This is a genomic window from Duganella flavida (assembly GCF_009857445.1).
In the GTDB taxonomy this organism is placed as follows: Bacteria; Pseudomonadota; Gammaproteobacteria; order Burkholderiales; family Burkholderiaceae_D; genus Rugamonas; species Rugamonas flavida.
Map to the genome: position 1 here is coordinate 287816 of NZ_WWCN01000001.1, position 25055 is coordinate 312870.

A 25055-nucleotide genomic window follows, 5' to 3' on the forward strand; every position below is an offset into this window, starting at 1 on the left:
GTAGGGCTCAACCTTACACCAATCTGCCGGCGCAAATATTAAACTTCCGTTTACAACTTGCCGTAGGAGTGCAGGCCGGACAGGAACATGTTCACGCCCAGGAAGGCGAAGGTGGTGACCAGCAGCCCCACCAGCGCCCACCAGGCCGCCGGACGGCCACGCAGGCCGTTCACCAGGCGCATGTGCAGCCAGGCCGCGTAGTTGAGCCAGACGATCAGCGCCCAGGTCTCTTTCGGGTCCCACGACCAGTAGCCGCCCCACGCTTCCGCCGCCCACAGCGCCCCCAGGATGGTGGCGATGGTGAAGAAGGCGAAGCCGGCCGAGATGGCTTTGTACATCACGTCATCCAGCACTTCTTCCGACGGCAGGCGGTCCTTCAGATAGCCCGAGGTTTTCAGCAGATAGGCCGAGGCCACCATTGCCGCCAAGGCAAAGTTGCCATAGCCGATGAAGTTGGCCGGCACGTGGATTTTCATCCACCAGCTTTGCAGCGCCGGCAGCAGCGGCTGGATATCAGCGGCGTTGCGCGAGGTGGTGTACCACATCAGGAAGCCGATCGCGGCCGAGATCACCAGCAGCACGAACGGGCCCATCTGGCGGGTGGCGTAGCGCTGCTCGAAGTACAGGTAGAACATTGCGGTGATCAGCGAGAACAGGATGAACACTTCGTACAGGTTGGAGACCGGGATGTGGCCGACGTCGGAGCCAATCAGGTAGGACTCGAACCAGCGCACCATCATGGCAGTCCAGCCCAGCACCACGGCGGACCAGCACAGCTTGGAGCCGATGCTCGACGCCGCGCCCGAACGGCCGGCAAAACCGAGCCAGTAGAACACGGTGGAGATGACGAACATCACGCTCATCCACAGTACCGCCGATTGGCTCGACAGCATCATGCGCAGCCAGAATTTCTTGCTGCCGTTGTCGAGCTGGCCGGCGTACATGAAGATGGCCCATAGCGACAGCAGCGCCACCAGCGGCATCACCCAGCGTACCGGCTTCCAATGCCAGCCCAGCGCGGCAAAGGTCGGCACGGCGGCCAGCAGGATGCCCTGCTCGTAGACGTCCATGAAGTGGCCGTAGCGGTTCAGCGCGAACACGGCGCCGGCCAGCAGGGCCAGTGCAAACAGCCAGTCGATGGCAGTCAGGCGCTTGAAGTAGCCTGGCGCTTGCTGATACGTTTGCTGGGATTGGGTCAGTTCCATTGTGTTCTCCGGCTTATGCTGCTTGTGGCAGCTTTTGCTTCAGTGTTTCAAATTCGCGTTCAAAGTCCAGCGTCTTGCGCTGGGTGCTCATGGCCATCAGCGCCTCACTCGCACCGCCGTTGGTGTCGTCCTTGATCCAGATCCACAGGCGGCGCTCGCGGATGTAGAACATGGCGAACACGCCCAGCACCAGGAACAGGCAGCCCAGATAGACCACGTTCTTGCCCGGCGAACGGGTGACCTGGAAGACCGAGGCTTTGATTTCGGTAAAGTCATCCAGCTGCAGGTAGACCGGCGCGCCGTAGAAGAAGGCGTCCGACAGCGCGTTGGTGGCCAATTGCAGGAAGCGGGCGTGGGTTTCGTTTTCCGCGACCGGCTCCAGTCCTTCCTTGGCGCGCGCGACTTGCCACAGGTCCCACAGGCTGCCGTTCAAAATCTTCATCACCACGTCAGCGGCTTTTTCCTGTTCGGCTGCGGGAATCTTTTCGAGGAATTGCGAGACAGCCATGAAGCCAGCCGATTTGTCGCTGCCGGCGAAGATGGTCAGGCTCTTGTCAGCCGAGGCTTGCAGCTGGGTGCGCAGCGCGTCGCCAGCGGCCGATTTCGGCGTGGCGCGTTCGGCGTAGCGCTGGGCAGCGGCGGCGCGCAGTGCCGGATCTTGCAGCGCGGCGCGCAGGCGCATCCATTCGGCGATGCTGTAGCCGTCGTCGGCCGGAATGCGCAGGTAGCTGAAGTTGTCCGATGGGTTGGCGCGCATGCCGGCCAGGAACACGGTGGCGCCGTCGATGGTCACCGGCTGCATGTAGTTCTGGTATTCGCGCGCCTGGCCGGTCTTGTCGCGCAGTTTATAGCTGACGCTCGGGCCGACGTTTTTCAGGTTCTTGTTGTTGGCGTTCTTGCCGGCCGAGCCCATGTGCTCGCCTAGTTCTTCCTGCAGACTCTTGCCCTTCTTCACCGCGCGCGGATCATCGGTCGGTGCGACGTTTTCCACGTTGAACGGACGGAAGCCGGACCACTCGACGGTGTAGGCGTCGTCCAGCGGGGTGGTCGCGCCCACTTCGCCGGCGATGTCGAAACGTTTGCTGCCGGTGCCCGCCATCGGGAAGCCGGTGAGCTTGAGTTTGCTGCCGCCGTCTTCAAAGCTGGACTGGTAGATGGCCACGCCCTTGAAGATCAACGGCTTGTTGACCTCGATGGTGGCCTTGACCGTTTCGCCAGTCTGGTTGTCGCGCACTTCCACATCGCTGGCAAACAGCTTGGGCATGCCGGTGCTGTAGAAATCGATGGTGAATTTTTTCAGGTTGATGGTGAACGGCAGTTCCTGGATCAGCACACCGTCCGGACGGTTCAGGATGGCGGTGCTGCTGTTCTGACCTTCCGGAATCATGGTGTTGCCACGGAAGGTAGGGTTGCTGGTGCTGAGGCGATGCTCCGGTGCCACTTGCGAAATCAGGCCGCTGCCATTGAATGGTGTTTTACCGAAGAACCATTCCTGCAGGCGGATCGGGATGTCCGAATCCAGCAAGCCGCCAAGGCAAATAATCACGATGGCGCTGTGCGCAAAGATGTAACCGAACTTGTTGGCCGCGCCCTGCTTGGCGGCGACCAGCGTGCCATTTTCTTTTTCGACCAGTTTCACCTTGTAGCCAGCATCCACCAGGCGCGCTGCGCTTTGCTGCGCCAGCGCAGCACGCGTCAGCGGGGCACGCCACTGCATCTTGTGGTGGAAATTGAGCAGCGAATTCTCGCGCACATTTTCACGCCAGCTGCGCATATCCTGCAACATCTTGGGGGCATTGCGCACGATGCACAGCGTGGTCGACGTCACCAGCGCGCCCATCAGCAGCAGGAACCACCAGGCCGAGTACACCGCATACAGCCCGAGCTTGCGGAACACTTCAAACCAGAAGGGACCAAATTGGTTGATGTAGTTGGCGCTGGGCTCGCCCTGCTTCATCACCGTGCCGATAATGGCGGCAATCGCAATCATCGCCAGCAAGGCGATAGCGAAACGCATGGAGGAAATCAGTTCAACGATTTCAGCGACGAGGGGGCGACGGGTTTTCAGCTGGATGCCGGTGGTGCTGGGGCTACTCATGCGTATTCAGATTCTTTAAAAAAGACAGCATACCAACAAAAAGGGCAGCATGCTCGCGCCGCCGCCCTCTTCTTTTTGGCTGTTGATGCGCTTATTTCAAGCCGGCCACGTAGTCTGCAACGGCCTTCATTTCTTCATCGGACATGCGCTTGGCAATGGTCGCCATTTCCACACTCTTGCGGGTGCCAGCCTTGAACAGGCCCAGCTGGGCTACCGTGTAGTCCTGGTGCTGGCCCGACAGGCGTGGATACTGCACCGGGATGCCGGCGCCCGAGGCGCCGTGACAGCTGGCACAGGCCGGCACATTCTTTTCCGCGATGCCGCCACGGTAAATCTTCTTGCCCAGCTCGATGGTGTCCTTGTTCTTGGCCGCACCCGGCTTGGCCGCTTGCGACACCAGCCATGCTGCGACGTTGTGCTTTTCCTCATCGGTCAACAACTTGGCGTAGGTCGTCATGATCGGTTGATTCCGGTCTGCGGTCGTAAAGTTCACCAGTTGTTTGTAAAGATAACCTTCATGCTGGCCAGCCAGCTTGGGGTTGACCGAGATGGTGGAATTACCTCCGGCGCCGTGGCAGGACACGCACGCCGGCAAACCGCGGGCGTTGTCGCCATCGGTGAACAGGGCGGCGCCTTTGGCCGGGTCGATCTTGGGAGCAGCAGGAGCGGACTTGTGTTCGTCGGCCGACGCGGTGGCCGAAACGGCCAGCAAAGTGACAAACAGGGATTTTACAAACGGTGAAAACACACTATTCATTAAAGCACCCTAGTAGGAGTCTAAAAAGTTATGCACCAAAGTGACCCGCTGCAGCACCAAACCGTGCATAGAAGCACTCGGTAACCACTCATTGTACAATAGCTTAAAAAGATTCCCGCCTAAAACTGTTGCTTTTCCTCCAATCCCCATGTCTAAACTCTGGCAAGCCCGCTTCTTCACGACCGTAAACCAATTACGCGAACTCCCTGACACCCAAGTGCCGGAGATCGCTTTTGCAGGTCGTTCCAATGCCGGCAAATCGACCGCCATCAATATTTTGTGCAATCAGAAGGGTCTGGCGTTCGCCTCCAAGACCCCTGGCCGCACCCAGCACATCAACTTCTTCTCGATCGGCGGCGCCCACGTGGCGCAGCACCGCAAGGATCCCACCATTGTCGAGGAAATCCAGGCCCTGCTGGTCGACTTGCCGGGCTACGGCTACGCGGAAGTGTCCGGTTCGGCCAAGCTGCACTGGCAGCGCCTGCTGGGCGACTACGTGCAGCGCCGCGACCAGCTGGCCGCGCTGATCCTGATCATGGACTCGCGCCGCCCATTCACCGAACTCGACATCCAGATGCTGGAATGGTTCGCCCCAACGGGCAAGCCTATCCATTGCATCCTGACCAAGGTTGACAAACTGAACCGTGAAGAATCGATCACTGTGCTGCGCCAGGCGAAAGCCAAGCTGGACAGCTACGTCGATGAAGACGGCGAAGGTTTCCCGTTCACCGTGCAGCTGTTCTCGGCCGTCAAGCGCGTCGGTATCGACGAGGCCAATGACAAGATCCTGGAACTGGCAGGTCTGTTAGACAACGATTTAGAAAGCGAAAGCGATACCGATGAGTAAAGTTTCAGCGCAATTCCCTGCCATCCGCATGCGCCGCATGCGCCGTGATCCATTCTCGCGCGCGCTGATGCGCGAGAACATCGTCACTGCGGCGGACCTGATCTATCCAGTGTTCATCCTCGAAGGCACGCACCAGCGCGAAGCGGTAGGTTCGATGCCGGGCGTGGAGCGGGTCTCGGTAGACCTGCTGCTGAAGGTGGCGGAGGAATGCGTGGCGCTGGGCATCCCGGTGCTGGCACTGTTCCCGGTGATCGACGTCTCGAAGAAAACCCCGGATGGTATCGAAGCCACCAATCCGGACGGCCTGGTGCCGCGCGCCGTACGCACGCTGAAGCAAGCCTTCCCTGAGCTGGGCATCCTGACCGACATCGCGCTTGATCCGTACACCAGCCATGGCCAGGACGGCCTGATCGACGACAACGGCTACGTCATCAACGACATCACTACCGATATGCTGATCCGCCAGGCCCTGTGCCACGCGGACGCCGGCGTGGACGTGGTGGCGCCGTCGGACATGATGGACGGCCGCATCGGCGCGATCCGTGAAGCACTGGAATCGGCTGGGCATATCCACACCCGCATCATGGCTTACTCGGCCAAGTACGCGTCGGCTTTCTATGGTCCGTTCCGCGATGCGGTGGGTTCCGCAGCCAATCTCGGCAAGGGCGACAAGAACCAGTACCAGATGGACCCGGCCAACAGCGACGAAGCGCTGCGCGAAGTCGGCCTCGATCTGGCGGAAGGTGCGGATATGGTGATGGTCAAGCCGGGCATGCCTTACCTGGACATCGTGCGCCGCGTGAAGGATGAATTCAAGGTGCCGACTTTCGCTTACCAGGTGAGCGGTGAGTACGCCATGATCAAGGCCGCCGCACAAAACGGCTGGCTCGATCATGACAAGGTGATGATGGAATCGCTGCTGGCCTTCAAACGCGCCGGCGCTGACGGCGTGCTGACCTACTTCGCGCTGGACGTGGCCCGCAAGCTCAAGGCTTAACCGGCTTAACGGTAAGGCTTCTTGTAGTCCGGGAAGAATTCCTTCATCAGGAACGCAAACATCTGGGCATCGTCCGCTGGACGGGTGCTCAGGACCACCACGCGCCCCTGGCGTTTGGAGTCGAACGGCACTTCTTCCGGCCAGTCCTTGCGGATCAGTTCCATCACGCGGTGGATGACCGCGCTTTCAATGTCGGCCTCGGCGCCGCGATCAACGTGCACGGCTTGCAGCCATTCACGCTTGAAGTTCGAATTCCAGTGGCGGAACTTGACGTCCGCCGAGTTGGCACGCAGGTCCAGGATCTCCAGCAAGCCGCCCTTCTGCTCACGCTCGCCACTGGCCGAACGGCCTTGCGCACCCATGATGTTGGCCAGCGCAATACGCTTGCCGCGTTCTGCTTCGGTCTCGGCTGGTGGCTGCGGCGTCGGCTGCGGATTCTGCGATTCCCGCGCGGCGCGGCGCTTGGCGATCATTTCCGACATATCCTGTTCCGGCGGCGGCGTCATGGTCGCCTGTACCGGCGGCACATAGGTTTCCAGCTTCGGCGCGGCAGCCGGCGTGCTGCGGCTCATCGTCGGCTTTTGCGGCGGCGACGATTTGACGGCTTTTGGCTTTTCCGGCTTGGCTACCGGCTTGTTCGGTTTTTTCGGCTCGCTCAGCGGCGCGATGTAGACCATCTCGCCATGCTTGGCGGTGGTCGGCTTGACCGGTTTGTGTGTCGGCGAAAACAGGTAGTAGGCCACGCCCAGCAAGTGCAGCGCGATGGAGATGCCGATACCGATTTTCTGGTTTTTGGACTTACGCTCCCACGTGGCGAAGCCATCCTGCGCCGATGGCAGGCGCTGGCCGCAAGTCTCGCAATAATCGGAATGCGCGGAGAGGATGTGGGAGTCGTGGTGCAAGATGCAAACCTGTTGAAACGCTGAAGTCGTCAAAGTGGGGCCATAGTGCCAGAGTCCCGCTCTTTTGGGAACCGCCGCAGGATAGCCACTTTACAAGTTCCGGCTCTTGACGGGTGTTACTGTATGTATCAATGGCTTTACAAAGTGCTATGGGATGGCGCCGGTGACACAGTCCGGCGCCGCGCTGCACGGCGCGGCTGGGCCGCGATCCGGGCCACCAGCATGGCAACGCAGCGGTCCGCATCCAGCACCTGCCGGGAACGCATCTGCGGCCGTGGCAGGGCGTGCGTGTAGTAGTGCGCCCCTTCGACCGGATAGCCCAGCGCCCACATATGCGACAGCGCCGCGCCCTGCCCGTCCAGCGGCTGGCCGGCGCGGTTGATGTCGATGCCGCCGGGATGGAATACACCGTTGTAATAAGGCCGAAGCAACCCGCGTTTTAACATATTACGGATGAGTAAGGATGTCTCGGTTTCCGGGAAAAACGCATCTAGTCTTGCAATTACCACCACATCTACCGGCTGCTGCTGCGTGCCGCCCGTGAATTTTGTACTGAGCAGGTAGGTCGCGTCGTTTTCATCGATCTCGATGCGGCTGCCGGGACCTGACTGGATGGCAATCACGCCGGCGTCCAGCAGCGCCAGCAATTCCTCATTACGCCGCAGCGGCGGGCCGAAGGCGGCGCGGTTGATGGCCGGGTGGTAGACGTTGAGGAATTTGCGGTGCGAAGATGGCGTCAGCCCACCGTGCTCGATGGCTGCCTGCAAGGTGGCGCGGACGTCGCGCAGCACGTCTGTCGCGGCTTTGGCTGGACTGGCAAGATTGCCTTTGCGGGCTTCGGCCAGGTCGGTTTGCAACCAGTTGCGGAAGTAGCTGCGGAATTCGTCCAGCGTGGCGAACTGGCGGGTTTGCAGCGGGAACAGCAGTTCGGCGAATAGCGTGTCGTCATCGATGGCGGTGGCGCCCGGCGTGGCGCGGTAGACCTCGCCCATTTCGCGCTTGAGCAGCGGCAGCAATTCGCGGTCGAAATCCAGCTGGCTGCTACCGCGTGCGATCAGGGCCTGGCGGCGCAGCACGTCCACCGCGTCCGGCGTGAAGTAGCGCGGCTGGTGGCGGCCGTCGAGGCCTTTCTGGTTGATGCCGCGCGCCGCGTAAGGCAGGCAGTTGCGCGAGCACAGCGTGAGACTGGGCTCGCGGCCGGAGGCCTGGTAGCGCAAGCCCTCCGCGCCTGCGATGAATTCACCGCCGCGCCCGGCCGTGAGCTCGGCGATGACGTCGTGTGCGCTCAGGCCCAGCCCTTGTATCGCCACCCGCGCATCGCTGCTGATACGCGTCAGCTGCTCTACCGGATAGACGTGGCGCACCAAGGCTAGCTTGCTGTTGTAGCGCGCGTGGTCTTGCGCGAACTTGGCCAGCCACGCGTCGAGATCGCTGGGCAGGTTGCTGCCGTGGCCGGTGGTGAGGAAGACGAAATCGCTGGGCACGATGTAGCCGTTGTCCAGCTCGATCACGCAACTGCCGTCGGGCTGCTGGCGCATATCGACGGCGCGCAAACGGTGATGGGTGAGCCTAACGCCGGCCGGCAGCGCCGCCACCACTTGCTGGTAGACCCAGCCGAGGTATTCACCGAGCAGGCTGCGCGGCAGGTAGTCACTGTCGGTAATGTCGTAGCCACCGCTGTCGGCCAAGCGATAGAAGCGCTCGCCCACGCGGCGATAACCTTGCTCCCTCGCCCACTCTGTCAGCGAGGGCGTCGCGCAGACCGGCGGGTGCTGCACCACACCCGGCGCGGGAAACATGGTGACCTGGCTGGCGAGGGTGTTGATCAGCAAATGCTGCGGCTGACGCGCGGCGTGCACGCCGGCCCCGCATTCCGCGGGATCGATGAGGATGATGTCGAGCAGGAGTTGTTGCGCCGCTGCGGCCGCTGCCAGGCGCTCAAGCACGCTGAGCCCGCGCGGGCCCATGCCGATAATGGTGACACTGGTGCGCTTCATCTGATCGCCTCTTTATCGTGGACAACTTGCCCATGATAAAGAGACCACATCAGATCAGTTTTGTTACCGCTCAATGCTTGTTCACGGCTTTCAGCGGTACGGCGTGCACAGCATCGTGCTGGACTGCAGGGATAGCCTTGTCAGCGGCGATTTCCTGGTCCAGCATCGGGCCGATGCCGCTGTATTTGTCGAGGAACAGGTAGATCACTGGGGTGATGTACAGGGTGATGACTTGCGAGAAGATCAAACCGCCTACCACGGCCAAGCCCAGCGGCTGGCGCAGCTCGGCGCCTGCACCGAGGCCCAGCGCGATCGGCAAGGCGCCCATCAGCGCCGCCATGGTGGTCATCATGATCGGGCGGAAGCGCAGGATACAGGCTTCGCGGATCGCCTTCTCCGGCGACATGCCCTGGTTGCGCTGCACGTCCAGCGCAAAGTCGATCATCATGATGGCGTTCTTCTTCACGATACCGATCAGCATCAGGATGCCGATGATGGCGATCATGGTCAGGTCGAGGTTGAACAGGCGCAGCGTGATCAGCGCCCCCACCGCTGCCGATGGCAAGCCAGCCAGGATGGTCAGCGGGTGGATGTAGCTCTCGTACAGCACGCCCAGCAGCACGTAGATTACGCCCAGCGCGGCGACGATCAGGATCAGCTGGCTACCTTGCGAACTCTGGAACACCGCCGCATCGCCGCCGTAGTTGGTGATGATGGACGGTGGCAGCTGCATGTCGGCGGCCCACTGGTCGATCTTGCCGGTGGCGATGCCGAGCGGCACGTCCGGCGCCAGGTTGAACGACAGCGTGATCGCTTGCAGCTGGCCCTGGTGGTTGACGGCGGTCGGGCCGATGGTGCGTTCAACGGTGGCAAAGCTGGACAGCTGCACCAGCTGGCCGGTCTTGTTGCGCACCGAGATTTTGGTCAGCGCGTTGTCGAACTGGCGGTCGGCGTCGGCCGCTTCCAGAATCACGTAGTAGCTGGCGGCCGGCGAGTAAATGGTGGACACTTGGCGCTCACCAAAGGCGAGGTACAGCGCGGTGCGGACATCGCCAATCGCCACGCCGAGATTGTTGGCCTTGTCGCGGTCAATCTTGAGCGAGGCTTGCAGGCCCTTGTTCTGCGAATCGCTGGTGACGTCGCGGAAGTCGGTGTCGGCACGCATGCGTTCCATGTATTTGTCGGCCCACTCGTTCAATGCGCCCGGGCTGACCGATTGCAGCGTGTACTGGTAGCGCGACTTGGACTGGCGTCCGCCCAGCTGCAAGTTCTGCACCGGACTCAGGTAGACGGCGATGCCCGGCACTTGCTTGGTGGCCTTGCGCAGGCTATCCAGCACCTGTGGCATCTTGGCGCGCTGGTTGCGCGGCTTGAGCACCAGGAACATGCGGCCGGTATTGCCGCCGCCGACGAAGGAGGTCACGTCCTGCACGTTAGGATCGGCCTTGATGACAGCGGCGACTTTCTCTTGCAGGTCCATCAGCGCGGAAGACGAGATATCTTCCGAGGCTTCCGTATTCACGCGGATCTGGCCCAGGTCTTCTTCCGGGAAGAAGCCTTTCGGAATGGTCACGTACAGCACCGCCGTCAGCGCAAACGTGCCGATGGCGGCCAGCAGCACGATGTAGCGGTGGTGCAGGGCCACGTCCAAGGTGCGGGAGTAAAAGTTGCGCAGCGCACCGAAGCCGGCTTCGAACCAGCGGCCAAGGAAGTTGCTCTTGTCGTGCTCGGGATCGATGGCGTCAGCCGGCAGCAGGCGGCTGGCCAGCATCGGCACCAGCATCAGCGACACCGCCGCCGACACCAGCACGGACAGCGCCACCACCACGGCGAATTCATGGAACATCAGGCCGATCACGCCCGGCATGAAGAAGATCGGGATAAACACTGCCACCAGCGAAACAGAAATCGAGATGATGGTGAAGCCCATTTCTTTCGCGCCGACCAGCGAAGCTTCCAGCGGACGCTTGCCCAGCTCGATGTGGCGCACGATGTTTTCCAACACCACGATCGCATCATCGACCACCAGGCCGACGGCCAGCGTGATGCCGAGCAGCGAGACGTTGTCCAGCGAGTAGCCAAACGCGTACAGCAGCGCCAATGCGCCCAGCAGCGAGATCGGCATGGTGATGGCTGGAATAAAGGTCGCAGCGGCGCGGCGCAGGAACAGGAAGATCACCATCACCACCAAGCCGATGGTCAGCAGCAGGGTCAGGTTGACGTCGTGGATGGCTTCGCGGATCGACACTGAACGGTCGTTGACCAGGTTGATGTTGATCGACGCCGGCAGCTGGGCTTTGAATTGCGGCAGCAGGCGGCGCACGCCGTCCACCACTTGCACAGTGTTGGCGTCCGGCTGGCGCTGCACCAGCAGCACGATGGAGCGCTCGCCGTTGTAGCTACCGGCGGCCTTGGTCGACTGGAAGCTGTCCTGCACGTCGGCCACGTCCTTCAGCCGCACCGGCTCGCCGTTGCGCTGGGCGATGATCAGGTTGGCGTAGTCGGCGGCCTTCATCAGCTGGGCGTTGCCGGTGATGGTCAGGGTTTGCGCCGGGCCGTCGAGGATACCCAATGGCGTGTTGGCGTTGGCCGATTTGATCGCTTGCTGCAGCTCGTCCAGCGTCAGGTTGCGCGCGTTCATCAGGTCGGACTTGGCGCGAATGCGGACCGCAAAACGCTTCTGGCCGTTGACCGAGACTTGCGCCACGCCTGGCAGCGTGGACAGCGATGGTGCGATCAGGTTTTCCGCGTAATCGTTCAGTTCCGACAGCGTCAGCGACGGCGAGTTCATGGTCATGAACAGCACCGGCGCATCGGCTGGATTGACCTTGCGGTAAGACGGCAGGTCCGTCATCTCAATCGGCAGCTGGCGTTGCGCGCGCAGCAGCGCTGCTTGCACATCGACTGCCGCTTCGTTGACGTTGATGCTCGGGTCAAATTCCAGGGTCAGCGAGGAATTGCCCAGCGTGTTGGTGGAGGTGATCAGCGCCAGGCCGGCGATGGTGGAGAACTGCTTTTCCAGCGGCAGCGCCACCGAGGACGCCATGGTTTCCGGCGACGCGCCCGGCAGGTCGGCCGAGACGTTGATCACCGGCGTGTTGTAGCTCGGCAGTGCCGCGACCGGGATGTAGAAATAGGCCAGCACGCCGGCCAGGATCAGGGTGGCCGACAGCAGCACCACCATCACCGGACGGCGGATGCACAACTCGGAAAGGTTCATCGCTTAGCCTTTCTGCTTGGGACTATCGGAGGCGATACGTACCTTGCCGCCCGGCCGCAGGTTCTGCTTGCCGTCGACGATGACTTGCTCATCTCCATTCAGCCCGGATACAGCAGCGCTTTCGCCAAACGCGTACAAGCGCTTGATGTTGACCACCTGGGCGGATTGGTCTTTGTCCACGGCGTACACAAAGGTGCCGCGAGTGTTGCTAATGATAGCGTTTTGCGGGATCACCGTCGCATCTTTTATCACGTGGGAAACCAGTTTGGTATTGACGTACTGGCCTGGCCACAGGGTGGTGTCCTTGTTGTCGAACTGGGCTTTTACGCGGATCACGCCGGCAATCGGGTCGACCGTGTTATCGATGAAGCTGAGCTTGCCGTTGATTTCTTTGGACGGGTTTTCCAGCGAGACCGTCACCGGCACTGCGCCCTGCTGCTGCGCCGCCATCAGGCCGGACAGCGAGGTTTCCGGCAGGGTGAAGGACACGGTGATCGGATCGAGCTGGGTGACGGTGGTCAGCGAGGTGGTCATTTGCACCAGGCTGCCCGGATAGACGTTGATGGCGCCGACGCGGCCATTCATTGGCGCGCGGATGGCGGTGTAGCTGGCGTCCACGCCGGCAGAACGGGCGGCGGCGATATCGGCATTCAGCAGCGCGCGGGCGGAATCGACCTGGCTTTTCAGGGTATCAACCGCGCCCTGGGCGATGAATTTTTTCTCCAGCAGTTCCATCGAACGCTTGTACTGGCGCTCGTAGTCGGCCAGCGAAGCACGGTCGCGCTCGACCTGGGCCTGCGCCTTGTCCACGTTGGCACGTTCGGTGCGATCGTCCAGCGTGAACATCAGCTCGCCGGATTTGACGAACTGCCCTTCCTTGATGTGCACCTTGGAGATGGTGCTGGTGGTTTGCGGGTGCAGGTCCACGGTGCTGATCGGGGTTACGGTGCCGTTGGCTTGCAGGACCACCGGCACGTCCTGACGCACCGGTGCGACGGTGCGTACGGTGGTCGGGCCTTGCTGGCCGCCGGTCAGGGGTTTGTTACCAGCAGCAGGCTCGCTATGGTGCGTCATGGTCCAGACGCCTCCACCCAGGACAACGATGGCGCCAACCACAAATGCTAAGGAAGATTTTTTCATTTTAATAATATTTTTAATGTCGAAAAATATCGCCACCTTGATAAGGCGAAATATTGTCGCATAGTATCTATGAGAAAAACTGCAGCAGTATTACCGCCGGACGCTTTTTTCTACCTGAATGTTGGTTAATTGCCGGTGTAGTACTCGGGCACGACCAAGGTCACTTCCAGACCGCCGTCCTTGTGATTGGACAGGGTGACGTTGGCGCCATGCTGCTCGGCGATGTTGCGGGCGATGGTCAGCCCCAGGCCAGTGCCGCCGGACTCGCGCGAACGCGAGGTCTCGATGCGGTAAAACGGTTCGAACACGCGCGCCATCTGATCGGCGGCAATGCCGGGACCGCCGTCGCGGATGCGGATGCGCGCCGCGCCGGCCATGCGCTCGACCGTGACGTTGGCGTAGTGGCCGTATTTGACGGCGTTGTCGATCAGGTTGACCAGGCAGCGGCGGATCGCCATCGGCCGGCCCATCAGCGCCATGGCCGCGCGGCCGCGCAGTTCGACTTGCTGGCCGACGTCGGTGGCGTCGCTGCAGACGCTGTCGAGCAGCGCGTCCAGGTCCAGTGCCTGCATGGTTTCGGTGGAATCCATACTGCGCGCCAGATCCAGGCCTTCCTTGACCATTTGCTGCATGGCTGACAGGTCGTCGATCAGGCGCTGCTGCAATTCCGGATCGCCGACTTTTTCCAGCCGCAGGCGCAGGCGCGTGAGCGGCGTTTGCAAATCGTGGGTGATGGCCGCCAGCATTTGCGTGCGCTGGGTGATGTGCTGGCGGATGCGCGCCTGCATGGCGTTGAAGGCGGCGCTGGCCTGGCGAATTTCCGAGGCACCGCTCAGGGCTACCGGTGGGTGGTTGATGTCATTGCCGAGGTCCTTGGCCGCTTGCGCCAAACGCTTCAGCGGATTAATCGTCATGCGCGTCACCAGGTAGGCGAGGAAGGCAATGCTGAGCAGGAACGGCAGCAGCGACAGCAGTTCGCTGTGGGTGGCGGCCGGCGGCTGGCGCGGTGGCAGCACCGACAGCTTGAGCATCTGGCCGTCATGCAGCATCACGTTCATGGTTTCGCAGGTGCCGCGCCACTGGGTAGAGGCAAACATGGTGGTGCTCTGACGTGGCTGGTCGCAGGCGGCCGGGTGTTCGGCCAGCGGGCCCAGCTTGTAGCGTTCGCCGAGGCGCTGCTGCAGCGAGGTGGAGAACTCGGTTGGCGGCAAGGCTTGGGCTTGCGGCATGTCGCTCATTTCGAGGCGCACGGTGCCGCGGCTGGCGGCGACCAGGAAGGTCGGGCGCGCGCTTTCCGGCATGACGTCAGCGGTGGTGATTAACTGCTCGGCTCGCTCAAGCGCGTGGAAGTCGCGGTAGCGTTCCAGTGCGCGCGTGCGTTCGTTCACGGCCAGCCACTGGGTCAGCGCCGCCGAAGCAACGATACCAAACAGCAGGACCAGGAACACACGTCCCGTCATCGAACCGAGGAAAGCTCTCACGCTTGCGGCTCCACGGTCACTTGGCCGGCCAGCACGTAGCCGCCGTTACGCACGGTCTTGATGATTTGCGGCATGCGCGCGTCTTCGCCCAGCTTCTGGCGCAGGCGGCTGATCTGGATGTCGATCGAACGGTCGAACGGATCGGCGTCGCGGCCCTGGGTCAGGTTGAGCAGCTGGTCGCGGTTGAGCACGCGGTTCGGATGTTCGAGGAAGACTTTGAGCAGGCGGAATTCCGCGCCCGACAGCATGATCACGATGCCGTCCGGATTGAGCAGGTGGCGCGCGGTCAGGTCCAGCGTCCAGCCGGAGAATTTCATTTGCTGCGCCTTGTCCGCACCAACGCCGGCCGGCATCGCATTGCTGCGGCGCAGGACGCTGCGGATGCGGGCCAGCAACTCGCGCGGCTCGAACGGTTTCGGCAAGTAGTCGTCGGCGCCCATTTCGAGGCCGAGGATGCGGTCCAGCGGCTCGTTGCGGGCGGTCAGCATGATTACCGGCAGAGTCGAATGGGCGCGCAGCTTGCGGCATAGAGTCAGGCCGTCGTCGCCGGGCAGGTTGAGGTCGAGGACCACCAGCTCCGGGCGGCCTTCGTCCAGCATTTTCCACATGCCAGCGCCATCGGCGGCGCACAGGGCACGGTAGCCATTCGATTCGAGGTAATCAGCCAGCAAAGTGCGGATATCGCGATCGTCGTCAACGATCAAAATTGTAGATGTCGGTTCCATGCGCCCATTATCCATGCAAGACCATGAACCTATTGTATCGTCTTGTATATGGCCGTAGGGGCTTATCACCGGCGAAACATCTGGATACAAAAACATCGGCGAGAGAAACGTAAGCGCAACCTTGCACCGCCAATATGGTTCCAAGCGCAGAACGCTGCGATGACTAAACTCTCAACGATGAAGGAACGACTATGAACACCTTACGCAAAAGCATCCTGATCGGCTTCACGGTACTGGGCATGGCAGCAGCCCACGCACAGGAAAGCAAGCCAGCAGCCAAGCAGCACGACGCGCGTCCGAGCAAGGAACAGATGCAGGCCAAGATGGCCGATATGTACGCCAAGCGTCAGGCGCGCCTGCATGACTTGCTGAAGCTGACCACGCAGCAGGAATCGGCATGGGCCAACTACCAGGCCGCGATCAAGCCGGCCGCCATGGACGGCAAGCGCCCAGAGCACAAGCCATTCAACAAGCTGAGTTCGCCGGAGCGCCTGACCCTGGCGCTGGATATGACCAAGAAACGCGAAGCATCACTGGAAACCCACCTGAAGGCGGTGACGGCGTTCTACGCCCAGCTGAATCCAGCTCAGCAGACGCTGTTCGATGAGCACAGCTTCGGCGGCGAGCGCGGTGGTTTTGGTGGCCGTCGCGGCCACCACGGCCAGCACGGCGGCTGGGGCCACGGCGACCAGCACGAAGGCTGGGGCGGCCCGCGCCGTGAGGGCTAATTAGTTCAGCGCGGACAGGGATGCGGTGAATTTCGCCGCATCCTGGAAGCCGATCACGCGGGCGTTGGCAATCTCTTTGCCCTGCTTGTCGAACAGGATGATGCCGGGCGGGCCGAACAGGCCGAAGCGTTTCAGCATGGCTTTGTCGTCGGCATCGTTGGCGGTGACGTCGACTTGCAGCAGCACGCTGTTGGCCAGTTTGGCGCGCACTTGCGGATCGATGAAGGTCAGCTTTTCCATTTCTTTACAAGACACGCACCAGTCGGCGTAGAAGTCCAGCATGGCGGTCTTGCCGCCGGTTTGCGCCAGTACCGCGTCCAGCTGCTGCACGGTCTTGATGCGCTGGAAGGTGAGCGATGCTTCATGCGGCGCTTTGCCGCCAGCCAGATGCGCGAGCGGCGCCAGCGGATCGCGGCCACCGCTGACCACGCCGACCAGTTGCGCCACGCCCAGCACGGCGACGATCACGCCCACCGATTTGGCCACCCACTGGCCGGAATTCATCAGCAAATACATGCCGTAGCCGACCAGCAGCGCGGCCCAGCCCATCATCTGCACCGCGCCCGGCAGCACCGGCGACACCAGCCACCAGCCGACGGCCAGCATCAACACGCCGAAGAAGCGCTTCACGGCATCCATCCACATACCGGCTTTCGGCAGCAGCGTGCCGGCCGAGACGCCCACCAGGATCAGCGGCACGCTCATGCCGAGCGCCATCGAGTACAACGCCCAACCGCCCATGACCGGATCATGCGCCTGACCGATGTACACCAGCACCGCCGCCAGCGCCGGGCCAACGCAAGGGCCGACGATCAAGGCCGAAATCATCCCCATGACAAATACGCCAGCCAGCTTGCCGGCCGATTGCTGGTTGGAGACCGTGCTTAACTTCGATTGCAGCGCTGCTGGCACTTGCAACTCGTAGAAGCCAAACATCGACAACGACAGCAGGGCCATCAACACGGCAAACGTGCCAAGCACCCATGGATTTTGCAATTCCGCTGCCAGGCCTTCGCCCAGCACGCCGGCGGCCACACCGAGCGCGGTATAGATGATGGCCATGCCCTGTGAGTAGGTGACCGACAGCAGCAAACCGCGCGCACGGTTGGACTGCGCGCCTTCGCCAACGATGATGGAAGACAGGATCGGCACCATCGGCAGCACGCAAGGCGTGAAGGATAGCGCCAGGCCCAGCAAGAAGAAGGTGGACAGGATCACCAGCAAATGGCCGCCTTTCAGCGCGGCGGTGCCGAGGCTGGCTTCGCTCTGCTGGGATGGCGCGGCGGCCACCACTGGCGCCGGCTGCGGAATGTCGGTGGCGGTTGGATTCGGGACGGTGTAAATTTTGACGCCAGGCGTCAGCGCGGCTGCCTTGCCGCCATCGACGCCTTGGTTGACGGCGCCTTGACTAGCGGCGCTGGCTGCTGCCGCGATGGCCGACGGCGCAGCAGGGGCTGGTGCGGCGGCGGCGGACGTGACAGCGGCCGGAGCTGCGGCCGGCGCAGCTGGCAGCGGCACCGAACCGCTACCGGTCAGCGACGCCTTGTAATCCTGCGGCGCGTAGCACAGGCCCTTCTCCGAGCAGCCCTGGCCGCTCGCCTGTAGCGTGAACGGCCCATTCACGTCCACCGGGATCGTGATGGTCAGGCCTTTGCGATAAGTCTCCACATCCTTGGCGAAGGTCTCGTCGTAATGCACCTTGCCCGGCGGGATCTGCGGCGCGCCCAGCTTGGCGCCCTGCGCGCTGAACTTGAAGCGCTCGCGGTACATGTAGTAGCCGTCCGCAATCTGGAACGTCACCGCGACGGTATGCCCTTCCACCATGCGCGCCGAAAACTTGAAGGCCTCGGACGGATCGAGGAAATCTTCCGCGTGGGCGGGCTGCAGCAAGAGCGCGATCAGCGCCAGCAGCGGCGCAATAAAACGGACAAATCGGGACATGAAAATCTTCTCTCAGGGGGACTGGTCATTGGAGCAACAGCATAGTACACCGAGCGCGTTTTTCCCGCCTGAGCGCGGCCTTAAAACTTTGTTTTATGCGAAACTCGGCCCTTTCACACCACCGGAGCAAGTCCCATGTCCTCATTCCGTCCCCTGCTGTTTTCCGCCCTCGCGCTGGGCGCCCTGCCCGCGCTGGCGCAAGCGCCGACCAAGGCCCTGAACGCCATCTCGGCCAAGGATCTGCTGGAACACATCAAAACGCTGGCGTCCGATGAATTTGAAGGCCGCGCGCCCGGCACCGCTGGCGAGACCAAGTCGGTGGCCTACATCGAGCAGGAATTCAAGAAACTGGGCCTGAAACCGGGCAATCCGGACGGCTCGTGGGTGCAAGCCGTGCCGATGCGTGGCCAGAAACCAGCGCCGAGCTTCAGCTACACCATCAACGGCCAAAAAGTGGCGCTGAATTTCCCGGACGATTACGTGGCCCACTCGACCAGCCAGCCGGCTACGGTCAACGTTAATAACTCTGAAATCGTGTTTGTCGGCTACGGCGTGCAGGCGCCGGAATACGGCTGGGACGATTACAAGGGCGTGGACGTGCGCGGTAAAACCATCCTGATGCTGATCAACGATCCGGCGATTCCTGATCCGAATAATCCGGCCGAGCTGGATCCAGCCATGTTCAAGGGCAAAGCAATGACGTATTACGGCCGCTGGACCTACAAATACGAAATCGCCGCCAAGCTGGGCGCGGCAGCAGCCATTATCATTCATGAAACAAAGCCGGCCGCCTATCCGTGGGACGTGGTGCGCAGCGGCGGCGTGGCCGAGCACTTCGACCTGCTGCACAGCGGCGACGATCCGGACGCGCCAACCGTGCCGGGCTGGATCCAGCTGGACAAAGCCAAGGCCATGATGAGCGCCGCCGGCTACGATTTCGACACGCTGAAAAAACAGGCGCTGACCAAAGATTTCCACCCAGTCAGCCTGAAAGGCACGGCTGATTTTAAGGTCGAAAATATCGCCCGCAATGTGGATTCGAAAAACGTGGTGGCTAAAATCGAAGGCAGTGACCCCACACTGAAAAATGAATATGTGATTTACAGCGCACACTGGGATCATTTGGGCGTCGATCCGGGCAGTAAAAAGATCTATCACGGCGCACTGGATAATGCCTCTGGCGTAGCGGCATTAATGGAACTGGCCAAAGCTTATAAAGCTTTACCGAAAGCACCAAAACGCACAATTCTGCTTATTGCCACCACGGCGGAAGAAAAAGGTCTACTTGGCGCAAAATATTATGCTGCGCATCCGCTCTACCCGCTCAAGCAAACCGTCGCCAATATTAATATTGACGGCATCAACGCCTGGGGAAAAACTGCGCAAATTGAAAACGTGACCTCCGGCCATTCCAGCATCGATGGTTTGCTGGAGAAATATGCCAAGTCGCAGGGACGATTAATGGAAAAAGATACCCGTTCGGAGCTGGGCAGTTTCTATCGCGCCGACCAGTTGGAATTTGCCCGCGCCGGTGTGCCGGTTTTATATACCAAGGCCCGTAGCCGCTATCTCGATAAGCCGGAGAATTACGCGCGTGAAGTCGTGGATAATTATTTCACCCACGATTATCACCAACCTACCGATGGTTTCCGTAGCGATTGGGATTTCAGCGGCGGCGTGCAGGATATTCAGCTGCTGTTCCAGGTGGGGCTGGATATTGCCCAAGGTGTCACCCCAACCTGGAATGCCGGCTCCGAATTCAAGGCCGCCGGCGACCGCCGTTTGAAGTAAGTCAGACTCAAAAATAGCTAGTACATGCCAATTTTTAGCATGCTACAGCACGGCGTTCCGCATTAAGCACGCGGGACGCCCGCTTGCGCCACCAGATAATCACGCCGGTCACGCTCAGCATCGCCACCACCACGCCCATGAAAGAAATCAGGATACGGCCGGGCAGCCCGAGGATGCGGCCGGAATGCAGCGGGAATTGCGCCTGCACGAAGATATCTGCCGCTGTGCCTTTCCACGGCAAACGTTCGCCTAATAGTTTCCCAGCGCCGTCGTAATATAAATACGCCGGACCGACGCCGCCCGCGCCATGATCGTCACCCGGCTTGTAGAAACTCACGCCATACACATCAAAGGCATTGGTATAAAATACACTGCCTACCGGTTCAGACCATTTCCGGCGCGCGGCTTCCTGGCTGGCCGTTTCAATAACCTGTGCATAAGCTACGCTAGGCGCAAATGGTTTATGAATATCGGCGATTGGTCGCGTATCAAATGGCGTCGGCGTGACCTTGGAAATCTTGCTCATTACCGGGTAAAACACCTCGCTGTATAAATTCAGTGAAAAAGCGGTAAAGGCCAGAATAAATAATAATACCCACGTCCATAAGCTGAATGCCCGGTGCAAATCGAAATTCAGTTTATTACTGCCGCCGCTCCAGCGGACTTTCCAAGCCGGCTTCCAGCGTTGCATCCATGGTTTTGACGCGCCTTGGCGACGCAATGGCAGCGTAAGATAAAAGCCGACAAAGCTATCGATTACCCAGATAATCGCAATCCCGCCCATCAGCCATATTCCCCAGCGATCGATTCCCCACATCTCGGGAATATGCAGGGTGTAATGCAGGCGATAAAGGAAGGAAACAAAGGTCTCCTTGGTAATCGGCCACACCGCGCCCCATTCACGCTTACCCAACTCCTCACCGCTGACCGGATCCACAAAGACCTGGTTAAATCCCGGCTCATATAATTTCTGCGTGGCCGGGTTCACGCGCGGTGAAACGCCGAAGGCAACCGACTCGCCCGCCTCCGGCTGCAGCGGCATGAAAGTCACCGAAATCTGCGGATAGCGCGCCTCCAGCTGCTGGGCCAAGGCCAACGCCGGCTGCGGCGTGCCCGGTGTCTGAGCCTCCATCAGATGCGGATTGAGCACGTCGTCGAGCTCGTGATCCCACGAAATGATGGCGCCGGTCACGCCGCTGATAAACAGGAAACCGGCGGTCAGCAAGCCAAGGTAGCGGTGTACCAACGTCCAGAAGGCGCGCATTTTCTACTCTCTCGTCAGAATTTATACTTCAGCGTCAGCGAGGTGCTACGCGGTGCGGCGTAGGTAATCGCGCCGTACGCGGCAAACATGCCGAAGTGCGTCTTGTCGGTGGCGTTGTTGATGTTCAACTGCGCCGACAGCTTGTCGCTGATGTCGTAACGCGCCATCAGGTTCACCATTGCGAACGCCTCCTGCTCGATCACACCGCCGTTGGCTTTGACGGCCGCCGCCGGCGCGCCCGGATCCAAGGTCCAGGTACGGCTTTCCCAGTTGACGCCGCCACCCACGGTCAGCTTGCTCAGTTCGCCCGGCAGCTGGTAGGTGGTGAACACACGGAACAGTGCGCGTGGATAGACGCTGTTGAAGTCGGCGCCGGTGGCATCCTTGGCGCGGAAGCGGCTGTAGCCAGCGGTGGCATTCCAGCCGCGCGTCAGTTCACCGTTCAGTTCGAACTCGAAGCCACGGCTGGTCGAACCCTTGGTGCCAACGTAGTAGGCTTCCGGCAGCAGCGGGCCGGCACCATCGCGATCAACCAGACCGCCGGCTTGGCCGAGGTTTTCCTGCTTGATATCGAATACAGCCAGCGCGGCGTTGACACGGCCGTCGAGGAATTCGCCTTTGATACCGGCTTCCTTGGCCTTGCCTTTGATCGGATCCAGGATCTTGCCGCTGAAATCTTTCAAGTTCTGCGGCAGGAAGATGCTGGTGTAGCTGGCATAGGCCGAGTAGTTTTCGCTCAGATCATAGACGATGCCGGCATATGGCGTGATTTCGCTGTTGTTTTTGATAACATAGGCCGGAGCCCATTGGCCGTGGCCGCTCTGCTCGAAGTTGGTCACGCGGGCGCCGACAATCACTTTTAGCGGATCAGAGATGGAGAAGCGGGTCATGCCGTACAAGGCTTCCTGCTTGGTGACGCTTTCTTCGTAGAGGGTCGCCGCGCCCCATGTAGGCGCCGGGAAGGCCGCGCCGTTCCAGTTATTGAAGTTGCCGACGTCCGAGCTGGCGGTGCCAAAATCGGCCGCGCTGCTGTCCGAGCGGAACTCTTTCCGGGAGTTCATGTAACCAATCGCCGCCTCGTGCTTGCGGCCCAGCAGCTGGAACGGGCCGCTCAGCTGCAGATTGATGTCGTCCTGCTTAGTATGGGTGATGTAGGAACCGGCAAACGAGAACATGCCGAGGCCAGTCACGCGGTCCGGCACGCCCGACAGGTACAGCAGGTGGGAATCCGCCTTGCGATCGCTGCGGGTGGCGTAGGCGCGCGCTTTCCAGCCGTTGTCAAAGGTGTGCTCCAGGTTCAGATAGCCTTGGTTGAACGAGCTTTTCCAGTCGGCCCAGCTGGCCGAGGCGGTCTTGGACGGATCCCAGTTGGTCTTGCTGCCATCGGTGTACCAGAATGGGAGGCCGCCCCAGATCGGCGCCTTCGGATCGGTTTCCTGGCGGCTGAAGCCGGCTACCAGCAGGGTTTTCGGCGTCAGGTCGGCCTCGACGGTGGCGAAAATGGTCTGGCTCTTGGACTGGCCCAGATCGATCCAGCTATCGCGCTTGCTGTACTCGGCCACCACGCGGCCGCGTACCGTGCCTTCGCTCTTCAGCGGGGTCGAGACGTCGACCTGGGCGCGGCGCTCATTCCACGTACCGATACCGATTTCGGCCGAGCCGGCCAGCTGCTTGCTGGTAGCACGCTTGTGCACCAGATTGATGGCAGCCGACGGGTTGCCGGCGCCGGTGGTCAGGCCGGTGGCGCCACGCACCACTTCCACGCGCTCATATATGGCCAGCGAGCTGGCCACTTCGCCCGAGCTCCAGGCTTGATCCCAAGTGGCCGGGATGCCGTCGACGATCAGGTTGGTGATGTCGAAACCGCGCGCAGTGAAGCCGGCGCGATTGGTTTCGTACTGGTTGACGGAAATACCGATGACGTTGTTGACCACGTCAGTGATGGTGGTCAGGCCTTGGTCTTCAATGCGCTGCTGCGTCACCACCGACACCGATTGCGGCGTATCGCGCAGCGACATGTCCAACGGCGTGGCGGTGCGGGCCTTGTCGACGGTGTAGGAGGTTTCACCCAGCTTTTGCGCCGACACTTGCACCGACGGCAGTACCGTCATGGCCCGGTCGTCACCGCCGCGCGCCTGCACCAGCAATGGCAGAGCCAGACTGACCAGTGCTGCCAAACGCTTCATCTTCAATTGCTTGCCCATCTTTTCCCCGGTGTGATTTTTATACAAACACGAATGATAACGATTCTCATTCAAAATTGTCAATCACGCGCTGGGAAATGGGCGAAAAAAAAGCCAGGCTTAGCCTGGCTTTTCAGTACTACGAGACTACCGGCTGATTACTCAGCGGTTGGTGCGTCTTCGATAGCGGTGACTTCTGGACGGTCCAGCAGCTCAACGTAAGCCATTGGAGCGTTGTCGCCAACGCGGAAACCCATTTTCAGGATACGCAGGTAGCCGCCGTTGCGGTTTGCAAAGCGTGGGCCCAGTTCCGAGAACAGTTTGCCTACGATTTCGCGGTCGCGCAGACGGGCGAATGCCAGACGCTTGTTAGCCAGGGTGTCGGTCTTGCCCAGGGTCAGGATCGGCTCAACAACGCGGCGCAGCTCTTTAGCTTTTGGCAGCGTGGTTTTGATGGCTTCGTGACGCAGCAGCGATACGGTCATGTTGCGCAGCATAGCCAGACGGTGGGACGAGGTACGGTTCAGTTTACGGAGGCCGTGACGGTGACGCATGGTACTTCCTTTCGATGATGTTTAAATCCGAGTTCTTCGATCGCTCAACTGAGCGCGGACCGGTTTTTAGTGAAATACGCCCGCTACGACATGTAGCGGGCGGTGCTACAAAATGCAAATCAGTTGGCGCCAGGGCAGAACATCGCTGCGCGATGTCCAGCTCTGGCCCCCAATTTGTTATTTTTCCAGACCAGCAGGCGGCCAGTTTTCCAGCTTCATGCCCAGGGTCAGACCACGGGAAGCCAGGACTTCTTTGATCTCGTTCAGGGACTTGCGGCCCAGATTCGGCGTTTTCAGCAGTTCGTTTTCCGAACGCTGGATCAGGTCGCCGATGTAGTAGATGTTTTCTGCTTTCAGGCAGTTGGCCGAACGCACGGTCAGTTCCAGGTCGTCCACTGGACGCAGCAGGATAGGATCGACCAGTGGTGCGCGCGAAGGAGCTTCAGCAGCTGCTTCGGTGCCTTCCAGGGCAGCGAACACGTTCAGTTGATCCACCAGCACGCGCGCCGATTGACGGATCGCTTCTTCTGGCGAGATCACACCGTTGGTTTCGATGTTGATGATCAGCTTGTCCAGGTCGGTACGCTGTTCTACACGAGCGGACTCAACGAAGTACGACACACGGCGCACTGGCGAGAACGACGCGTCCAGAATGATGCGGCCGATGGTTTTGTTGGTGTCTTCCGACAGGCGACGCACGTTACCTGGCACATAGCCACGGCCTTTTTCGACCTTGATCTGCATGTCCAGTTTACCGCCGGCGGTCAGGTGAGCGATCACGTGGTCCGGGTTGATCAGTTCCACATCGTGTGGCAGATCGATGTCCGAAGCCAGCACCGCGCCTTCGCCTTCTTTTTTCAGGGTCAGGGTGACGGAGTCACGGTTGTGTACTTTGAACACAACGCCCTTCAGGTTCAGCAGCAGGTCAACCACGTCTTCTTGCACGCCGTCCAGCGACGAGTACTCGTGCACCACACCGGCGATGGTCACTTCGGTCGGCGCGTAGCCGATCATCGAGGACAGCAGTACGCGGCGCAGCGCGTTGCCCAGGGTGTGGCCGTAGCCGCGTTCAAATGGTTCCATCACAACTTTAGCGTGACCGGCGCCCAGCGCTTCTACATCGATAATACGTGGTTTCAACAAACTGTTTTGCATGAAATGTCCTTTTCAATACCCTCGGCGCGTTAGGCCGATAAGGCTGATGGCATTAGTGAAAACGCCCGCT

At 60.8% G+C, this 25055-nt stretch carries 18 protein-coding genes; 4 read left to right on the top strand and 14 right to left on the bottom strand.

Features of this window, described 5'->3' with window-relative positions; translation table 11 throughout:
• Positions 1-50 precede the first annotated feature (50 nt).
• From ccsB to GTP46_RS01240, 3 genes are all read right to left on the bottom strand, one after another.
• Positions 51-1205: a c-type cytochrome biogenesis protein CcsB gene (gene ccsB / locus GTP46_RS01230; RefSeq protein WP_161004824.1), complete on the bottom strand. Its 1155-nt coding sequence runs from the start codon at positions 1203-1205 to the stop codon at positions 51-53.
• Positions 1206-1218: 13 nt separating this feature from the next.
• Positions 1219-3303: a cytochrome c biogenesis protein ResB gene (locus GTP46_RS01235; protein ID WP_161004825.1), complete on the bottom strand. Its 2085-nt coding sequence runs from the start codon at positions 3301-3303 to the stop codon at positions 1219-1221.
• Positions 3304-3394: 91 nt separating this feature from the next.
• Positions 3395-4060 (bottom strand): c-type cytochrome, encoded by a 666-nt coding sequence (locus GTP46_RS01240; RefSeq protein WP_161004826.1) that lies wholly within the window; start codon positions 4058-4060, stop codon positions 3395-3397.
• A 148-nt stretch (positions 4061-4208) separates the two neighbouring features.
• Between GTP46_RS01240 and yihA the strand changes: the two genes are divergently transcribed.
• Positions 4209-4907, top strand: coding sequence for a ribosome biogenesis GTP-binding protein YihA/YsxC (yihA, locus tag GTP46_RS01245; RefSeq protein ID WP_161004827.1), 699 nt, complete (start codon positions 4209-4211; stop codon positions 4905-4907).
• Positions 4900-5904 carry a porphobilinogen synthase gene (gene hemB, locus GTP46_RS01250; protein ID WP_161004828.1) on the top strand — a complete coding sequence of 335 codons (1005 nt, stop codon included), beginning with the start codon at positions 4900-4902 and terminating at the stop codon, positions 5902-5904. Before yihA ends, hemB begins: the two co-directional genes overlap by 8 nt.
• A 5-nt stretch (positions 5905-5909) precedes the next feature.
• Here the strand turns inward: hemB and GTP46_RS01255 are convergent, their stop codons facing one another.
• From GTP46_RS01255 to GTP46_RS01280, 6 genes are all read right to left on the bottom strand, one after another.
• A complete protein-coding gene (locus GTP46_RS01255) occupies positions 5910-6806 on the bottom strand; it encodes a hypothetical protein (protein WP_161004829.1) in 897 nt (298 codons plus the stop codon).
• Between the two features lie 137 nt (positions 6807-6943).
• On the bottom strand, positions 6944-8803 hold the full coding sequence (locus GTP46_RS01260; RefSeq protein ID WP_161004830.1) for an FAD/NAD(P)-binding protein: 1860 nt from the start codon (positions 8801-8803) through the stop codon (positions 6944-6946).
• A gap of 70 nt (positions 8804-8873) precedes the next feature.
• The gene (locus GTP46_RS01265; RefSeq protein ID WP_161004831.1) at positions 8874-12023 is read right to left on the bottom strand and encodes an efflux RND transporter permease subunit; all 3150 of its coding nucleotides are present in this window, start codon (positions 12021-12023) and stop codon (positions 8874-8876) included.
• Between the two features lie 3 nt (positions 12024-12026).
• A complete protein-coding gene (locus GTP46_RS01270) occupies positions 12027-13163 on the bottom strand; it encodes an efflux RND transporter periplasmic adaptor subunit (RefSeq protein WP_161004832.1) in 1137 nt (378 codons plus the stop codon).
• A 125-nt stretch (positions 13164-13288) separates the two neighbouring features.
• On the bottom strand, positions 13289-14644 hold the full coding sequence (locus GTP46_RS01275) for an ATP-binding protein (protein ID WP_371869516.1): 1356 nt from the start codon (positions 14642-14644) through the stop codon (positions 13289-13291).
• A complete protein-coding gene (locus tag GTP46_RS01280; protein ID WP_161004833.1) occupies positions 14641-15369 on the bottom strand; it encodes a response regulator in 729 nt (242 codons plus the stop codon). Before GTP46_RS01280 ends, GTP46_RS01275 begins: the two co-directional genes overlap by 4 nt.
• Before the next feature lie 191 nt (positions 15370-15560).
• Here GTP46_RS01280 and GTP46_RS01285 point away from each other — a divergent pair, with 191 nt between their 5' ends.
• Entirely contained in the window at positions 15561-16097 is a 537-nt protein-coding gene (locus GTP46_RS01285; RefSeq protein WP_161004834.1) for a Spy/CpxP family protein refolding chaperone, read from the top strand.
• Here the strand turns inward: GTP46_RS01285 and dsbD are convergent, their stop codons facing one another.
• Complete coding sequence (gene dsbD / locus GTP46_RS01290; RefSeq protein WP_161004835.1) at positions 16098-18038, bottom strand: protein-disulfide reductase DsbD; 1941 nt, start codon at positions 18036-18038, stop codon at positions 16098-16100.
• Positions 18039-18173: 135 nt separating this feature from the next.
• Here dsbD and GTP46_RS01295 point away from each other — a divergent pair, with 135 nt between their 5' ends.
• Complete coding sequence (locus GTP46_RS01295; protein ID WP_161004836.1) at positions 18174-19829, top strand: M20/M25/M40 family metallo-hydrolase; 1656 nt, start codon at positions 18174-18176, stop codon at positions 19827-19829.
• 34 nt (positions 19830-19863) lie between these two features.
• Here GTP46_RS01295 and GTP46_RS01300 read toward each other — a convergent pair whose 3' ends face one another.
• From GTP46_RS01300 to GTP46_RS01315, 4 genes are all read right to left on the bottom strand, one after another.
• A complete protein-coding gene (locus tag GTP46_RS01300; protein ID WP_161004837.1) occupies positions 19864-21093 on the bottom strand; it encodes a PepSY-associated TM helix domain-containing protein in 1230 nt (409 codons plus the stop codon).
• Positions 21094-21107: 14 nt separating this feature from the next.
• On the bottom strand, positions 21108-23297 hold the full coding sequence (locus tag GTP46_RS01305) for a TonB-dependent siderophore receptor (protein WP_161004838.1): 2190 nt from the start codon (positions 23295-23297) through the stop codon (positions 21108-21110).
• A 137-nt stretch (positions 23298-23434) separates the two neighbouring features.
• Positions 23435-23830 (bottom strand): 50S ribosomal protein L17, encoded by a 396-nt coding sequence (gene rplQ / locus GTP46_RS01310; RefSeq protein ID WP_090192432.1) that lies wholly within the window; start codon positions 23828-23830, stop codon positions 23435-23437.
• A 177-nt stretch (positions 23831-24007) separates the two neighbouring features.
• The gene (locus tag GTP46_RS01315; RefSeq protein ID WP_072786829.1) at positions 24008-24985 is read right to left on the bottom strand and encodes a DNA-directed RNA polymerase subunit alpha; all 978 of its coding nucleotides are present in this window, start codon (positions 24983-24985) and stop codon (positions 24008-24010) included.
• Positions 24986-25055 lie beyond the last annotated feature (70 nt).

What these genes read in the sequence shown, in the direction of transcription:
- GTP46_RS01295 (WP_161004836.1), top strand. Translation starts at nt 18,174, where the DNA reads ATGTCCTCATTCCGTCCCCTGCTGTTTTCCGCCCTCGCGCTGGGCGCC.
- GTP46_RS01285 (WP_161004834.1), top strand. Translation starts at nt 15,561, where the DNA reads ATGAACACCTTACGCAAAAGCATCCTGATCGGCTTCACGGTACTGGGC.
- GTP46_RS01305 (WP_161004838.1), bottom strand. Translation starts at nt 23,297, where the DNA reads ATGGGCAAGCAATTGAAGATGAAGCGTTTGGCAGCACTGGTCAGTCTG.
- GTP46_RS01280 (WP_161004833.1), bottom strand. Translation starts at nt 15,369, where the DNA reads ATGGAACCGACATCTACAATTTTGATCGTTGACGACGATCGCGATATC.
- GTP46_RS01235 (WP_161004825.1), bottom strand. Translation starts at nt 3,303, where the DNA reads ATGAGTAGCCCCAGCACCACCGGCATCCAGCTGAAAACCCGTCGCCCC.
- GTP46_RS01260 (WP_161004830.1), bottom strand. Translation starts at nt 8,803, where the DNA reads ATGAAGCGCACCAGTGTCACCATTATCGGCATGGGCCCGCGCGGGCTC.
- GTP46_RS01315 (WP_072786829.1), bottom strand. Translation starts at nt 24,985, where the DNA reads ATGCAAAACAGTTTGTTGAAACCACGTATTATCGATGTAGAAGCGCTG.
- GTP46_RS01270 (WP_161004832.1), bottom strand. Translation starts at nt 13,163, where the DNA reads ATGAAAAAATCTTCCTTAGCATTTGTGGTTGGCGCCATCGTTGTCCTG.
- hemB (WP_161004828.1), top strand. Translation starts at nt 4,900, where the DNA reads ATGAGTAAAGTTTCAGCGCAATTCCCTGCCATCCGCATGCGCCGCATG.
- yihA (WP_161004827.1), top strand. Translation starts at nt 4,209, where the DNA reads ATGTCTAAACTCTGGCAAGCCCGCTTCTTCACGACCGTAAACCAATTA.
- GTP46_RS01240 (WP_161004826.1), bottom strand. Translation starts at nt 4,060, where the DNA reads ATGAATAGTGTGTTTTCACCGTTTGTAAAATCCCTGTTTGTCACTTTG.
- rplQ (WP_090192432.1), bottom strand. Translation starts at nt 23,830, where the DNA reads ATGCGTCACCGTCACGGCCTCCGTAAACTGAACCGTACCTCGTCCCAC.
- GTP46_RS01265 (WP_161004831.1), bottom strand. Translation starts at nt 12,023, where the DNA reads ATGAACCTTTCCGAGTTGTGCATCCGCCGTCCGGTGATGGTGGTGCTG.
- dsbD (WP_161004835.1), bottom strand. Translation starts at nt 18,038, where the DNA reads ATGTCCCGATTTGTCCGTTTTATTGCGCCGCTGCTGGCGCTGATCGCG.
- ccsB (WP_161004824.1), bottom strand. Translation starts at nt 1,205, where the DNA reads ATGGAACTGACCCAATCCCAGCAAACGTATCAGCAAGCGCCAGGCTAC.
- GTP46_RS01300 (WP_161004837.1), bottom strand. Translation starts at nt 21,093, where the DNA reads ATGCGCGCCTTCTGGACGTTGGTACACCGCTACCTTGGCTTGCTGACC.